Genomic DNA, 13,256 nt, shown 5'->3' with positions numbered 1-13,256 from the left:
CGCGTGGGTCAGGCGACCGGCTGCACGCCTGCGGCCTGTGCGCCCTTCGGGCCCTGCGTGACCTCGTAGCTGACGCGCTGGCCTTCCTGCAGGCTGCGGAAGCCCTTGGACTCGATCGCCGAGAAGTGCACGAAAACATCCGCGCTGCCGTCCTCGGGTGCGATGAAGCCGAAGCCCTTGGCGTCGTTGAACCATTTCACTGTGCCGTATTGCATGACTCTCCCTACCTCGTCTGGATGCGGTGTGCGTGCGCCCCCTTGCGGTCCCCTGGCGCACGGTCGCGAGTATGCAAAGCAAGCCCGGCGGTTGCAATCACCCGGACAGCATTTCCGTGACGAGGGCCGGCAGCCCAGACGACGCCGCCGCGACGTTGGCGAGCACCTCGTCGAGCGTGATCACTTCGTCGACCACCGGTCCCGCGCCGGCCGCCCAGTTGGCGACGATGGCCAGGCAGGCATAGTCCAGGCCAAGTTCGCGCGCCAGCCCGGCCTCGGGCATGCCGGTCATGCCGACCAGGTCGCAGCCGTCGCGGCGCATGCGCGCGATCTCGGCGCGGGTCTCCAGGCGCGGCCCCTGGGTGGCGCCGTAGCAGCCCCCGTCGACCAGGCCGACGTTCGCCGCACGCGCCGCTTCGAGCACCCGTGCGCGCAGCGACGGCGTGTAGGGTTCGCCGAAATCGACGTGCAGCACTTCGGTGCCTTCCTCTTCGCACAGCGTCGAGATGCGTCCCCAGGTGTAGTCGATCAGCTGGTCGGGACACGCCAGCACGCGCGGGCCGAACGCTTCGGTGATCCCGCCGACGGTGTTGAGCGCGAGCACCCGGGTCGCGCCGAGCGCCTGCAGCGCAGCGAGGTTGGCGCGGTAGTTCACCTTGTGCGGCGGCACCGAGTGTCCTTCCCCATGGCGCGCCATGAACGCCACGCGCCGGCCTGCCAGCGTGCCCAAGCGCACCGGCCCGGACAGCGCGCCGTAGCGCGTCACCGGCTGGTGCGTCTCGATGTCCTGCAGGCCCTCGAACTGGTACAGGCCGGTGCCGCCGATGATGGCGAGCGCGATGTCGGGCTGGGGCATGGGGTTCATCGTTCGTGGCTGGAGGGGCCGATCATCCGGAATCGCGGGGCGCGACGCAAAGACGCGCTCCCGGGCGCGATGCTCAGCGCGGTGCGATGTAGCCGCCGGGCACGCCGCGCGGCGACAGCACCAGCTGCCACAGCTGGATCCGCCGGGCACGGAAGCTGGCCATCGACGCGGCCAGGTAATAGCGCCACATGCGGCGGAAGCGTTCGTCGTAGCGGGCCGGCAGTGCGCCCCACGCCGCTTCTATGTTCGCGCGCCAGGCCTGCAGGGTGAGGTCGTAGTCGGTGCCGAAGTTGTGCCAGTCCTCGGTCACGAACAACCCTTCGGTCGCGGTGGCGATCTGCGCCGCCGAAGGCAGCATCGAATTGGGGAAGATGTACTTCGCGACCCAAGGATCGGTGTGGGTGACCGATTTGTTGCTGCCGATGCAGTGCAGCAGGAACAGGCCGTCGTCGCCGAGGCACTGCCGCGCGACCTCGAAGAAGCGGCGGTAGTTGCGGAAGCCGACGTGCTCGAACATGCCCACCGACAGGATCCGGTCGAAGCGCTCGTCCAGCTCGCGATAGTCCTGCACGCGGATCTCGATCGGCAGGCCCGCGCACAGCTCGCGCGCGAACGCAGCCTGTTCCCGCGAGATGGTGACGCCCACGCCAGAGACGCCGTAGCGCTGCGCGGCGAACTTCAGCGCCTCGCCCCAGCCGCAGCCGATGTCGAGCACGCGCATGCCCTCGCGCAGGCCCAGCTTGCGGCAGATCAGGTCGAGCTTGGCTTCCTGCGCGTCGTCGAGGTTGCCGGCCTGCCGCCAGTAGCCGCAGCTGTAGACCAGCCGCTTGCCGAGCATGGCGTGGTAGAGGTCGTTTCCAAGGTCGTAGTGGCGCTCGCCGACTTCGAAACTGCGGCGCCCGGCCTGCAGGTTGAACAGGCGCGCGCGCAGCGCTTCGCGGATATCGGCCGGGCCGTGCTTGCGCTCGTCGAGGCGGGCGTCGAGCATGTGGAACAGCAGGCCGTCGAGCGACGTCGCATCCCACCAGCCATCCATGTAGCTCTCGCCGAGCCTGAGCGAACCGCCGGCGAGCAGCCGCGCCGGCAAACGGGAATCATGCACCTGCATGTCCCAGGGTCGGTCGCCGTCGATGCGGATGTCGGCATCGGCCAGCAGGGCCTGCAATCGATCGCGGAATGGATGCGCTGCGGACATGCTTCTCGGTGGCGTTCCGGAAAGCGGATGGCACCTAGATTAGCGCCGCCGCCAACGCCGCGTCACCGACGTGGCGGCAACGCTGCGTTGTCGCCCCGTGGTGCCGGCGCGCTACGCCCCCGGCGCGGCAAGCAGGCCGCGATAGGCCTCCGCCACGTGCGGCAGCAGCACGCTGGCGGGCACTTCGGCCGTCTGCACGCCATCGGAGTACGGACCCACCTGGTAGGGCGGGAACACGAAGCGCAGCGCGGTGATGCGGCCGGCGGCATCGAGGACCGGTTCGAACTGGCCGAAATTGACTGCATCCGGGCCGGAACCCTCGTCGATCATCCTGAGCCCGGACTTCAGCATGCGCGCGCGGTCGGCCGGCTCGATCTCGTCGGCGTCGATGCGCTGCGAAAGCGATGCGTGCAACTGCTCGCGGACCGCGTCGGATATCGCGCGCCAGCCGTCCTTGTCGGCAATCAGGCTCCCGGCCTGCAGCAATTCGTTGCGCTGCGGCAGCCAGACGAAACGGGCGACCAGCGGATTGCCGTGCGCGCCGCCGGTGTAGCTGCTGCCCGCAGCGGACACCGACACCACCTGCGGCGTTTCCGCCAGGACGTTGAAGGCCAGCGAGAGGTCGTAGGGCGCGGTGGGTTTCTCACCGCCGAGGCCGTCGACGGCCTGCATCAGGTCATCGCGCGCGGCCCCGGCGTAGCGCTGCAGTTCGGACGCCAGCCCCGGGTACTTGTCCATGCCCTGCGGATAGCTGATGCCGATGATGTAGCGCGGATCGCGCTCGATGACGTCCTTCAGCTCGACCGGCCCCGGTGGCGCGGCCTGCGCCTGTTCCGCGGGCGCTGATGCCGGTGCCTGCTGCGCCGGCGGTGCGGGGGTTTCGCGCTGGCAGGCGGCGAGCCCCAGCAGCAGGAGGCAGGTCGGCAGGCGCTTCATCGTGGTTCTCTCCCTGTTTCATGGCATTCCGGTGATCCGGACGCGCGCAGTCTAGGCGGCAGCGCGTGATGCCGGGCTTGACGCCCTGGTTGCGCACGCGGATCCGGGACAACGGTTCCGTGCGCGCATGTAAAAAAGCCCCGGGCGTTTCCGCCCGGGGCTCTGGTGTCGCGACTGACGGGTGCTGGCTTACTCGGCCTGCACTTCGTCGGCCTGCAGGCCCTTCTGGCCCTGCACGACCTTGAACGAGACCTTCTGGCCTTCCTGCAGCGACTTGAAGCCGCTGCCCTGGATCGAGCGGAAATGGACGAACAGGTCCTGGCCGCTTTCCGGGGTGATGAAGCCGAAGCCCTTGGCGTCGTTGAACCACTTGACGGTACCGGTCTGACGATCGGACATGATGTGTTACTCCTTGGAACAGTTTTTGAGGTTTACACGGTCCGTTTCAGGCGGATCCGCGACTGTGTCAGCAAGGGGTAACGCGAAGCGATGGAGCGGATCGGCAGATCTACCGCATCGAAACCACGATGTACCGTGATCCCGGCTTTGAACAGTGGGCGCACCTTACCGCACTTTTCGCCAGAAGTGTGAATGGGGTGAGCGGGTGCGCTTGGCCGGTGCCTGCAGGCATCGGCGCACCCGCGAACGCGCGGCCATGGATCGCCGGGCCGGGCATTCGGGAGCCCGGGCCGTCGCGCCATGGACGGCAGCGCGAACAGTTCCGGCCGCTGCCCGGGGGCGCAGGAGCCTGGCAGGGAGTCATTGCCCACCGGGGCTGGGTTCTTCGACAGAAGCTTGCGGCCATGGGCCGCTCCTGCGGGGTGCCGCGCGGATCCCGGCTACCACTGTTCCCGCTGCGGCAGCAGCCCGTGCAGCTCGGCATCGGTGAGGTTGCGCCACTGGCCGGGCTTCAGGCGCCCCAGTTTCACGCCGCCGATCCGCACCCGCACCAGCTGCTTGACCCGGTACCTGAAGTGCGCCGCCATCAGCCGGATCTGCCGGTTCAGGCCCTGCACCAGCACGACGCGGAAGCCGAACTTGCCCAGCTTCCCCGTCTTGCACGGCAGCGTGGTCTGCCCGTGGATTGGCACGCCGCGGGCCATGCCGCGCAGGAATTCCTCGGTGACCGGCAGGTTCACCGCCACCAGGTACTCCTTCTCCAGCTTGTTTTCCGCGCGCAGGATGGCGTTGACGATGTCGCCGTTGCTGGTCAGCAGGATCAGGCCCTCGGAATCCTTGTCCAGGCGGCCGATCGGGAAGATCCGCTGTTCGTGGCCGACGAAGTCGACGATGTTGCCCCGCACAGCCGATTCGGTGGTGCAGGTGATGCCGACGGGCTTGTTCAGCGCGATGTAGACGTGCCTGCGCTGCCCCTTGGCGGCGCTGCGCGCGCGCAGCGCCTGGCCGTCGAGGCGGACCTCGTCGCCCTCGCCGACCTCGGCGCCGACCCGCGCGCGCTGGCCATTGACCGTGACCCGGCCTTCGCCGATCAGCCGGTCGGCCTCGCGGCGCGAGCAGAACCCGGTGTCGCTGATGTGCTTGTTGAGTCGCATCCGGATAGGCATGGCGGCGGGCGCGCAGTCTCGCAGATTGGCCGCGCCACGGCACGCGACGCGCGCCGGACCTGCCCGGCTCGAGCTACCTGCGCCTGTCCCGCACGCAGCAGCACTTGACACGCAAAGTTTGTGATGCAAACCTATTTGCACCAAGCAAACGAGCCGCCAAGATGCAAACCGACGCCGACTCCCTGTCCCGCCTCGCCGAGAACACCAGCCGATATGCCTGCTACTCCCGCAGCGCCGGCGGGCTGAGCCTGGTGATCGGCGGCCTGCTGTGCCTGGCCACGTTCGTGGTCGGTGCGACCGTCGAGCTGACCCCTGCCCTGCGCTACGCGCTGGCCGGTGCGCCGCTGCTGTGGCTGCTGTCGAAGGAACTGCTGCGCGCCTTCTACTACCAGCGCGCGGGTGCCGCCCGCGAGCGGCTTTCCGGCAAGCAGCGCCGCATGCACCTGTGGATGGTGGCGTACCTGGCGGCGATGTCGCTGCTGATCATCGCCGGCGTGGCGTGGACCGCCGGCGCCCGCGCCTGGCAGTGGCCGGGCATCGCCTACGTCGCGATCGTCGCGGCGATGCCGCTGGTCGCGGCGCGCTGGTTCTGGTCGGTCGGCGATTTCCTGGTCGGCGTGCTGCTGGTCTGCCAGGCGGCAGTGGTGATCGTCGGCCTCCACTACCCCTGGTACTGGATCCTGCTTGCCGCGCTCTATGCCGCCATCGCCATCACCACCGGCTGGCGCGAACACCGCGACTACCTGCGGCTGCGCGACGAACTCGGCCTGTCGAACCGCAGCCACGGCCGGGGTGCCGAAGCATGAAGAGCGGCACCCAGGACGCGATCGACGCGGTACTCGCCGTCGACCGGCTGGTCCACGAGCCGGCGCGGCTGGCGATCCTCACCGTGCTCAGCGGGGCCGAGCTGGTCGAGTTCGGCTTCCTCGAAACCGTCTGCCGGCTCAGCAAGGGCAACCTGTCGAGCCATCTGTCCAAGCTCGAGGCCGCCGGGCTGGTGGCGATACACAAGAGCTTCCGCGGCAAGCGCCCGCTGACCCGCGCGGCGATCACCGACACCGGCCGCGAGGCGCTGCAGCGCTACCGCCGTCAGATCGCCGCGCTGATCGATTCCGGTGCACCCACCAACCAGGAGCAAGACTGATGTCGAACCCGATCCTTGCCGCCGCGCTGTCACTGGCGCTCGCGGCACTTCCGCTTGCCGCGTCGGCGCAGTCCGCCGCCCAAGCCACGCCCGCGGCCGATGCCGCCGCGAAACCCGGGATGCCCGAGGGACGCGAGCTCTCGCGCCTGTTCCTCGCCGGCGACACCGCGGCGGTCTGGGCGCGCATGGCCGCGCCGATGCGCGAAGGGCTGGGCGATGTCGGCGCGCTCGCGCAGTTCCGCGCGCAGCTGGCGCGCGAGCTGGGCGAGGAGCAGTCCGTGCTGGACGAGCAGGCGGTCGAGCAGTCGGGACTGCGCATCTACCTGCGCGTCGCGCGCTGGAGCAAGGTGCCGATGCCGATCGTGATGCAGTGGGCGGTCGATGGTGACGGCAAGGTGCAGGGTTTCTTCGTGCGCCCACAGCCGGAAACCGCGCCCTCGCCGCACCTCGGCTACCAGACCAAGGCACACCTGCGCCTGCCGTTCGACGGCGCCTGGTACGTGTTCTGGGGCGGCCACGACATCAGCCGGAACTACCACGCCGCCGTGCGCGGCCAGCGCTTCGCCTACGACCTGGTCAAGCGCGTCGACGGCAGCAGCCACCGCGGCGACGGCAAGGCGCTGGAGGACTATTACTGCTGGAACCAGCCGATCCTCGCGCCGGCCGACGCCAAGGTGCTGGAAGCCGTGGATGGGCTGCCGGACCAGGCCATCGGCACGCGCAATCCCGAAGCGGTCGCCGGCAACCACGTCATGCTCGATCTCGGCCACGGCGAATACGCGATGCTCGCCCACATGCGACAGGGCAGCGTTGCGGTGAAGGCCGGCCAGCAGGTGGCCGCGGGCGACGAACTGGGCCGCTGCGGCAACAGCGGCAACACCAGCGAGCCGCACCTGCACTTCCACCTCCAGGACGCGCCGGAGTTCGGCGAAGGCGACGGCCTGCCGGCGTTCTTCGAGCACTACACCGCCGATGGCAAGGCCGTCGAACGCGGCGAACCGGTACAGGGGCAGACCATCGCGCCGATGGCGCCGGCCGGTTCGGACTAGCCCCGCAATCCAGGGGCATCGCGAGACACGGCCCCGCGATCCACGACGCCATGCGCCCTGCTCATCCGCGCCACGCATCGCGGTCGCGGACGGCCCGCTGGACAGTCACGCCGGAGCGAGCAGGTCCGCGTAGTCGGGGTGGCGCCGCATGTAGGCGGCGGCATAGGAGCAGTCCGGCCGCACTTTCAGGCCTTCGGTCCGCGCATGTTGCAGCGCGGCTTCCACCAGTTTCCCCGCGATGCCGCGGCCGCCGATCTCCGGGGGCACGATCGTATGGGTGATGACGAGCACGTCGCCTTCCCGCTCGTACTCCACGAAAGCCTCATGGCCTTCCTGGGATGTCGTGAAGCGCCGGCCTTCGCTGTCGTGCCTGATTTCCTCGGACTCCACCATGCTCTCCTGTCGTGCGGACTCAGCGATTATCGCGCTTGCCCTGGTTGTGGCGGTCCTGGGTACCGATGCTGCCCTGGATCGCCTGGAGCCGGCTCTCGGCCGCATGCAGTTCGGCGGCCTTCGCGGCGGCCTCGTCGGACTGGTAGCCGCCCTGCACGCCAGCGGCATGGCTGCCGTCGAGCTGCTGCCAGACCGGCGTCTGGCGGTCTTGCTCATGCTTGGCTTCGAGCAGCTTGCGGGTGTTCTCCAGCGCCTGCTCGGGGGTGATGCCGGCAGGCGGCTTGGCCGCGCGCTTGCCGACCGGCCTGGAGCGTGCCGGATTCGCTGATGCCTTCGCGTCTTTCCCCTGCCCGGATGCCTGCTTGCCCGCGGTCTTCGCCACCGCCTTCTTCGCGGCCTTCCTCGCCACGGGGCTTGCGGCTGCCTTCTTCACCGAAGTCTTCTTTGCAGCCGTGCGCGAGGGCGCTTTCTTCGTGACCACCTTTTTCGCCGCGGTCCGCCCGGCTGCCTTCTTCACGGCGGTCTTGCGGGCCGAGGTTTTCTTCGCCAACTTGGTCGGCGCGGCCTTTCGCGACGAGGCTTTCGTCGACGCCGGTTTCCTGGCCGCGGTCTTCTTCGCAACCGCCTTTTTCGCCGTCGGCCGTTTCGCCGCGACCTTCTTCGCAGGCGCCTTGCGTGTCGCGGCCTTCTTCGTTAAGCGCCTGGACGCGACCGGCTTGGCGGCCGTGGCGCGCTTCGCGCTCGTTTTCCGTGCAGGCGCCTGCTTGCGCCCCGCGGTAGCGGATTTCTTCGTGGTCGTGGTGGCCTTCTTCACGGTCCGACTTGCCTTGCGGGTGGTCGCCATTTCGCCTCCGTTTCCTGGGGGTGGTTTGCGGCGACAGCAATAGCATCGCGGCCATTCACTCCAAGTGAGCGCGTCTGTCCGGCCTTGGGATGTCATTCAGCGGCCCGCTGCGCGGATAGCTGACACGTTGCGTCACGTGCCGCCGATGCCGGGGCCGCGCGAAGCCTTTGGCACGCTTGCTGCTTCCTCTCTCGATCAAGAGAGGAGACCGACATGTACGACCACAGCGAGAACGCGGAACACGAAGCCGTCACCCGGCTGTTCGAACTGGCCCGCAACGGCGAGACCGACAACTGCGAATACAGCCAGCTCGATTCGATGATCTACGGGCGCCTGGCGCAGGCGTACGGCGGCGCCGAGCAGGTCGCCACCCGGGCAGGCTCGATCCAGGTCCAGACCGCCGCAGCCTGATCCGGCCACGGCCTGCGCTGCTCGCTAGCCGAACGCCGGATTGGCGAGTTCGGCAAGGAAGTGCCGGAACAGCCCCGGCTCCATGACCAGCGCGAACAGCACGCCGTAACCCGCGCCCCACAGGTGGGCGCTGTGGTTGACGTTGTCGGTCCCGCGCCGGTCCATCCAGATGCTGTAGCCGACGTAGAACACCGCGTAGAGGATCGCCGGGATCGGGATCGGGATGAAGAAGATGTAGATTCCCGTCCACGGCGCCATCAGGATGAAGGCGAACAGCACCGCCGACACCGCGCCCGACGCACCCAGGCTGCGGTACTGCGCGTCGCGGCGGTGCTTGAGGTAGGTGGGCAGGATCGCGACCACGATCGCCGACAGGTAGAACAGCACGAAGCCGGGCGCGCCGATGCGCTCCACGAACACCTGCTCGACCGGCCGGCCGAAGAAGAACAGCGTGATCATGTTGAACAGCAGGTGGCCGAGGTCGGCATGGATGAAGCCGTGCGTGACCAGCCGGTCGTACTGCTTGAACCGGTCCACCGCGGGCGGCCACAGGATCAGGCGGTCCAGCAATTGCCGGTTGTTGAACGCCAGCCACGAGACCAGGCAAGTGGCGGCGACGATGATGATCGTGATCGAGATGTTCATCAGGCGGCCCGGTAGTTGTCCTGCATCGGATAGCGCCTGGCGTACAGCGCGAACACCAGCGCGGTGAGCAGCGCGAACACGGCGAAGAAGAACATCAGGAACGCGTTCTCGGTCATCCCGGTTCCCGCGATCTGCGTGGTCACCGCCTCGTTGCGCACCGCGGCATTGGTGATCAGCACCCACAGGTTGCCGTACGACACCGACAGCATCCAGAAGCTCATGATCGCGCCCTTCATCGACGGCGGCGCCTGGCTGTAGGCGAACTCGAGGCCGGTCGCGGAGACCAGGACCTCGCCCAGGGTCAGCAGCGCGTACGGCGCGATCTGCCAGGCGATCGACACCGCGTCGCCGCCATCGATCGCCAGCTGGATCATGCCCGCGACGATCCACGCCAGGCCCGAGAACGCAATGCCCGCGCCCATCCGCCGCAGCGAGGTGATCTCCATCCCCATCCGCCGCAGCGCCGGGAACAGCACCAGGTTGTTGAACGGGATCAGCAGCATCACCAGCAGCGGGTTCAATGCCTGCATCTGCGCCGGTGCCTTCACCAGCCAGCTCGGCCACCACCACTGGTCGTGCGGCATCGTCATCGCCCCGCCCTGGATCACCCAGGTCGAGGCCTTCTGGTCGAAAAGCGACCAGAACGGCGTTACCAGCGCGAATACGATCAGGATCCGCAGCACCGCGCGCGCGCCTTCGACCGCATGCGCCGGGTGCACGCCGCGGGCGCGGTCGATCTGCATCGAGGCGCCGATCCCGCCGGCCGCCATCAGCAGGCCCAGTGCCAGCAGCACCGCGATCACGAAGTCGTCGCGCACCAGCCACGCCAGCGCGCCTGCCGCCAGCACCGCGCCGATGCCGAACACCACCAGCCCGGCACGGCCCTGCCCCGGCGCATGCGCGAACAGCGCCGTGCGCACCACGCGCAGGAACGAGTGCGGGTCCGGCGGCGCGGGCGGCACGTGCACGTACTTGTTGCGGCCGCTCCAGAAAATGATCGTGGCGACGAACATCAGCGCGCCGGGGATGCCGAACGCCACGCTGGGGCCGTATTCGCGCAGGAACAGCGGCATCAACAGCGACGCGAAGAACGAGCCGAAGTTGATGATCCAGTAGAACGCGTCGTAGACCACCTTGGCCAGGTGCTTGTTGCTGCGGTCGAACTGGTCGCCCACGAACGCCGACACCAGCGGCTTGATGCCGCCCGACCCCAGCGCGATCAGGAACAGTCCGGTATAGAAGCCGGCGCGGCTGTCTTCGAACAGCGCCAGGCAGGCATGGCCCGCGCAGTACACCAGCGACAGCCACAGCACGGTGTTGTACTTGCCGAAGAAGCGGTCGGAGATCCAGCCGCCCAGCAGCGGGAAGAAATACACGCCGATGACGAAGGTATGGAAGATGTCCTTCGCCGCGCCGCCGCGCTCGGATTCGGGCAGGTAGGCCAGCAGCAGGCTGCTGACCAGGAACGGCACCAGGATGTTGCGCATCCCGTAGAAACTGAAGCGCTCGCAGCCTTCGTTGCCGATGATGTAGGGGATCTGCCGGGGCAGTTTCGCGGTGCGGTCTATGGCCGCGGCGGGTGTGGTCATCCGGGAGTCTTGGTCAGGATCAGGTGGCAAGCGTAACCGATGGCGATGCCCGGGCCACGCCGCGCCGGCCACCCTTGGCGAATGGCCGACCCCGGCCCTTTGCAACCGTGTGCATCAGCGCTTCAGGCCCACTCCGCCAGCCCTTCGCGCGCATACAGCGCCCGGAACGACGGCAAGGCCTTCATCCGGCCCGCCAACGCCTCCAGCCGTGGCCACGCCGTCGCCGGGCGCGGCATGTTGCGCGACCAGCGCATCAGCATCACGAGGTAGAAGTCCGCGACGCTGGGGGACTCGCCGAGCAGGTACGGCCCGTGCTCATCGAGGTGGGCGTCGATCAGCGACCATTCGGCCTCGATGCGCGCGCGCGTGGCGCCGTGAACCGCCTCCTCGTGGCCCTCGCCCGCCGGCTCGTGCGGGTACCACCACATCCGGAACAGTGGCTGCAGCTCGTTGGCCAGGTGGAACATCCAGCGCAGGAATTCCAGGCGCAACGGCGCGTCGACCGGCGGAGAAAGCCGCGCCGCCGGATGGGTATCGGCCAGGTGCACCAGCAGCGCCGCGGCCTCGGTGTGCGGCTGGCCGTCGATCACCAGCGTCGGCACCACGCCTTTGGGGTTGAGCGCGAGATAGGCGGAAGACTTCTGCGCACGCGTTTCGAAGTCGACCAGCGACAGTTCGTGCGCGATGCCCAGTTCGATCAGCAGCCAGTGCACCACCATGCTGGCGGCACCGGGCGAGTAGTAGAGCGTGTGCATGCGCATGTGCTCCGGGGGAAGCGGCCCGCGCATTATGCGAGGCGCCGCCATCCCCGGCAAAAAGCGGCCCGCGGCCGCACGAACCCCGCCGGATCCACGCGATCCGTGGAAACCGGCACTGCCTGCAGGCCGGCGTTGCGGCATTATCCGGGTTCCGCCCCACCTGGTATCGACATGCGCCTGCTGCCGTCTTTCGCCCCCCTGCTCCTTGCCTCCGCGCTGCTGCCGATGGCCGCGCCCGCGCAGGAGGCCCCGCTGACCACGGTGGCCGAACGCTCCGGCTTCGTCCAGACCGGGCGCTACGACGAGGTGATCGCGCTGTGCGCGCAGTTCGCGCAGCGCTATCCGGATGCCGTGCGCTGCATCGAGTTCGGCACCACCCCCGAGGGCCGCCCGATGAAAGCGCTGGTGGCGACCCGCAGCGGTGCGTTCACGCCCGAGCAGGCGCGTGCGAAAGGCTTCCCGGTGCTGCTCGTACAGGGCGGCATCCACGCCGGCGAGCCCGACGGCAAGGACGCCGGCTTCCTCGCCCTGCGCGAAGCGCTCGAAGGCGAAGCCGCGGCCGGCGCGCTCGACCGCCAGGTGCTGCTGTTCGTGCCGGTGTTCAACGTCGACGGCCACGAGCGCTTCGGCCGCTGGAACCGCCCCAACCAGCGCGGCCCCGAGGAGATGGGCTGGCGCACCACCGCGCAGAACCTGAACCTCAACCGCGACTACGTGAAGGCCGACGCGCCCGAGATGCAGGCGATGCTGGCACTGGTGAATGCCTGGGACCCGATCGTCTACGTCGACCTGCACGTCACCGACGGCGCCAAGTTCCGCCAGGACGTGTCCTACCAGATCGAGCCGGTGCACGCCGGCGACACGCAGTTGCGCGCCGACGGCCTCGCGCTGCGCGGCGCGATCGTCGATGCGGTCGCCGCCCGGGGCGCGCATCCGCTGACGTTCTATCCGTCGTTCGTCGAGGAAGACAACCCGGCGTCCGGCTTCGTCGACGGCGTCGCGCCGCCGCGTTTCTCGCACGGCTATTTCCAGCTGCGCAACCGCTTCGGCATGCTGGTCGAGACCCACTCGTGGAAGGAGTATCCGGTGCGGGTGAAGATCACCCGCGACACCATCGTCGCCCTGCTCGAACAGACCGCGGCGCATGGCAGCGACTGGCTGGCCGATGCCCGCGCCGCCGACGCACGCGCGGCGAAGCTCGGCGGCACCGCGGTGCCGCTGGACTGGAAGGCCACCGGCAAGGTCCGCACCGTCGACTTCCTCGGCTATGCCTACACGCGCACCCCGTCGGACATCTCCGGCGCGCTGATGACCCGTTACGACGAAGCCACGCCGCAGCTGTGGAAGCTGCCGCTGCGAGACGAGATCGTGCCCGGCCGCAGCATCGTCGCACCGAAGGCCGGCTACCTCGTACCCGCCGCGCACGCCGCGTGGGTCGGGGCGAAGCTGGCGCAGCACGGCATCGAGTTCCGCAGGCTGGACGCAGCCCTGCCGGCCGCGGAAGTCGAAGCCTTCCGTGCTGCCGAAGCCACCTTCGACGCCAGGTCGGTCGAAGGCCACCAGCGCCTCGACGTGACTGGCAGCTGGAAGCCGGAATCGCGCGACGTCGCCGCTGGCGCGCTGTTCGTGCCGATCGCGCAGGCCAAG

Annotated in this window: 17 protein-coding genes; 6 read left to right on the top strand and 11 right to left on the bottom strand. The window is 68.8% G+C overall.

The annotated features are described in order from the left end of the window. Window positions 1–8: 8 nt before the first annotated feature. The 6 genes from H570_RS0109840 to H570_RS0109815 all read right to left on the bottom strand — a co-directional run bounded on the left by H570_RS0109840 (window position 9) and on the right by H570_RS0109815 (window position 4,776). Window positions 9–215: a cold-shock protein gene (locus tag H570_RS0109840; protein ID WP_027080587.1), complete on the bottom strand. Its 207-nt coding sequence runs from the start codon at window positions 213–215 to the stop codon at window positions 9–11. 97 nt (window positions 216–312) lie between these two features. Then, window positions 313–1,071: an S-methyl-5'-thioinosine phosphorylase gene (locus tag H570_RS0109835; RefSeq protein WP_027080586.1), complete on the bottom strand. Its 759-nt coding sequence runs from the start codon at window positions 1,069–1,071 to the stop codon at window positions 313–315. 82 nt (window positions 1,072–1,153) lie between these two features. Further along, window positions 1,154–2,275: a cyclopropane fatty acyl phospholipid synthase gene (gene cfa, locus H570_RS0109830; RefSeq protein WP_027080585.1), complete on the bottom strand. Its 1,122-nt coding sequence runs from the start codon at window positions 2,273–2,275 to the stop codon at window positions 1,154–1,156. Window positions 2,276–2,386: 111 nt separating this feature from the next. Then, entirely contained in the window at window positions 2,387–3,211 is an 825-nt protein-coding gene (locus H570_RS0109825; RefSeq protein WP_027080584.1) for a DUF3298 and DUF4163 domain-containing protein, read from the bottom strand. 189 nt (window positions 3,212–3,400) lie between these two features. Then, window positions 3,401–3,610, bottom strand: a complete 210-nt coding sequence (locus H570_RS0109820; protein WP_027080583.1) for a cold-shock protein — start codon at window positions 3,608–3,610, stop codon at window positions 3,401–3,403. 440 nt (window positions 3,611–4,050) lie between these two features. Next, window positions 4,051–4,776, bottom strand: a complete 726-nt coding sequence (locus H570_RS0109815) for a pseudouridine synthase (RefSeq protein ID WP_036135899.1) — start codon at window positions 4,774–4,776, stop codon at window positions 4,051–4,053. A 161-nt stretch (window positions 4,777–4,937) separates the two neighbouring features. On the opposite strand from H570_RS0109815, the gene H570_RS0109810 reads away from it, so the two are divergent. Genes H570_RS0109810 through H570_RS17125 form a run of 3 tightly spaced genes read left to right on the top strand, consistent with a single transcriptional unit; the run spans window position 4,938 to window position 6,969 of the window. Beyond that, complete coding sequence (locus tag H570_RS0109810) at window positions 4,938–5,582, top strand: hypothetical protein (protein ID WP_027080581.1); 645 nt, start codon at window positions 4,938–4,940, stop codon at window positions 5,580–5,582. Next, a complete protein-coding gene (locus tag H570_RS0109805; RefSeq protein WP_027080580.1) occupies window positions 5,579–5,920 on the top strand; it encodes a transcriptional regulator in 342 nt (113 codons plus the stop codon). Before H570_RS0109810 ends, H570_RS0109805 begins: the two co-directional genes overlap by 4 nt. Further along, entirely contained in the window at window positions 5,920–6,969 is a 1,050-nt protein-coding gene (locus H570_RS17125; RefSeq protein WP_036135895.1) for a M23 family metallopeptidase, read from the top strand. Before H570_RS0109805 ends, H570_RS17125 begins: the two co-directional genes overlap by 1 nt. Window positions 6,970–7,074: 105 nt before the next feature. On the opposite strand, the gene H570_RS0109795 is transcribed toward H570_RS17125, so the two are convergent. Continuing rightward, complete coding sequence (locus tag H570_RS0109795; protein WP_027080579.1) at window positions 7,075–7,362, bottom strand: GNAT family N-acetyltransferase; 288 nt, start codon at window positions 7,360–7,362, stop codon at window positions 7,075–7,077. Window positions 7,363–7,381: 19 nt separating this feature from the next. Further along, window positions 7,382–7,744, bottom strand: coding sequence for a hypothetical protein (locus H570_RS18925; protein WP_156899938.1), 363 nt, complete (start codon window positions 7,742–7,744; stop codon window positions 7,382–7,384). Here H570_RS18925 and H570_RS18920 point away from each other — a divergent pair. Both H570_RS18920 and H570_RS18210 read left to right on the top strand, forming a co-directional pair. Beyond that, window positions 7,725–8,249 carry a hypothetical protein gene (locus H570_RS18920; protein WP_156899937.1) on the top strand — a complete coding sequence of 175 codons (525 nt, stop codon included), beginning with the start codon at window positions 7,725–7,727 and terminating at the stop codon, window positions 8,247–8,249. The genes H570_RS18925 and H570_RS18920 overlap by 20 nt on opposite strands. Window positions 8,250–8,419: 170 nt before the next feature. Then, complete coding sequence (locus H570_RS18210; RefSeq protein WP_027080577.1) at window positions 8,420–8,617, top strand: hypothetical protein; 198 nt, start codon at window positions 8,420–8,422, stop codon at window positions 8,615–8,617. Window positions 8,618–8,641: 24 nt separating this feature from the next. On the opposite strand, the gene H570_RS0109775 is transcribed toward H570_RS18210, so the two are convergent. From H570_RS0109775 to H570_RS0109765, 3 genes are all read right to left on the bottom strand, one after another. Then, window positions 8,642–9,262: a rhomboid family intramembrane serine protease gene (locus H570_RS0109775; protein WP_036135889.1), complete on the bottom strand. Its 621-nt coding sequence runs from the start codon at window positions 9,260–9,262 to the stop codon at window positions 8,642–8,644. Then, window positions 9,262–10,851: a POT-type proton-dependent oligopeptide transporter gene (locus tag H570_RS0109770; RefSeq protein ID WP_036135887.1), complete on the bottom strand. Its 1,590-nt coding sequence runs from the start codon at window positions 10,849–10,851 to the stop codon at window positions 9,262–9,264. Before H570_RS0109770 ends, H570_RS0109775 begins: the two co-directional genes overlap by 1 nt. Window positions 10,852–10,973: 122 nt before the next feature. Further along, on the bottom strand, window positions 10,974–11,606 hold the full coding sequence (locus H570_RS0109765; protein ID WP_036135911.1) for a glutathione S-transferase family protein: 633 nt from the start codon (window positions 11,604–11,606) through the stop codon (window positions 10,974–10,976). 183 nt (window positions 11,607–11,789) lie between these two features. Here H570_RS0109765 and H570_RS0109760 point away from each other — a divergent pair. After that, the coding region (locus tag H570_RS0109760; protein ID WP_027080573.1) for a M14 family metallopeptidase at window positions 11,790–13,256 on the top strand (1,467 nt) is incomplete at its 3' end.

Origin of the sequence: Luteimonas mephitis DSM 12574 (genome assembly GCF_000422305.1) — a bacterium.
Classification (GTDB): Bacteria; Pseudomonadota; Gammaproteobacteria; order Xanthomonadales; family Xanthomonadaceae; genus Luteimonas; species Luteimonas mephitis.
This window is presented reverse-complemented; position numbering and strand designations above follow the sequence as displayed.

Coding starts and splice junctions, on each gene's coding strand:
- H570_RS0109775 (WP_036135889.1), bottom strand. CDS start 9,262: ATGAACATCTCGATCACGATCATCATCGTCGCCGCCACTTGCCTGGTC.
- H570_RS0109835 (WP_027080586.1), bottom strand. CDS start 1,071: ATGCCCCAGCCCGACATCGCGCTCGCCATCATCGGCGGCACCGGCCTG.
- H570_RS0109840 (WP_027080587.1), bottom strand. CDS start 215: ATGCAATACGGCACAGTGAAATGGTTCAACGACGCCAAGGGCTTCGGC.
- H570_RS0109820 (WP_027080583.1), bottom strand. CDS start 3,610: ATGTCCGATCGTCAGACCGGTACCGTCAAGTGGTTCAACGACGCCAAG.
- H570_RS0109795 (WP_027080579.1), bottom strand. CDS start 7,362: ATGGTGGAGTCCGAGGAAATCAGGCACGACAGCGAAGGCCGGCGCTTC.
- H570_RS0109810 (WP_027080581.1), top strand. CDS start 4,938: ATGCAAACCGACGCCGACTCCCTGTCCCGCCTCGCCGAGAACACCAGC.
- cfa (WP_027080585.1), bottom strand. CDS start 2,275: ATGTCCGCAGCGCATCCATTCCGCGATCGATTGCAGGCCCTGCTGGCC.
- H570_RS17125 (WP_036135895.1), top strand. CDS start 5,920: ATGTCGAACCCGATCCTTGCCGCCGCGCTGTCACTGGCGCTCGCGGCA.
- H570_RS0109765 (WP_036135911.1), bottom strand. CDS start 11,606: ATGCACACGCTCTACTACTCGCCCGGTGCCGCCAGCATGGTGGTGCAC.
- H570_RS0109815 (WP_036135899.1), bottom strand. CDS start 4,776: ATGCCTATCCGGATGCGACTCAACAAGCACATCAGCGACACCGGGTTC.
- H570_RS18210 (WP_027080577.1), top strand. CDS start 8,420: ATGTACGACCACAGCGAGAACGCGGAACACGAAGCCGTCACCCGGCTG.
- H570_RS0109770 (WP_036135887.1), bottom strand. CDS start 10,851: ATGACCACACCCGCCGCGGCCATAGACCGCACCGCGAAACTGCCCCGG.
- H570_RS0109825 (WP_027080584.1), bottom strand. CDS start 3,211: ATGAAGCGCCTGCCGACCTGCCTCCTGCTGCTGGGGCTCGCCGCCTGC.
- H570_RS0109805 (WP_027080580.1), top strand. CDS start 5,579: ATGAAGAGCGGCACCCAGGACGCGATCGACGCGGTACTCGCCGTCGAC.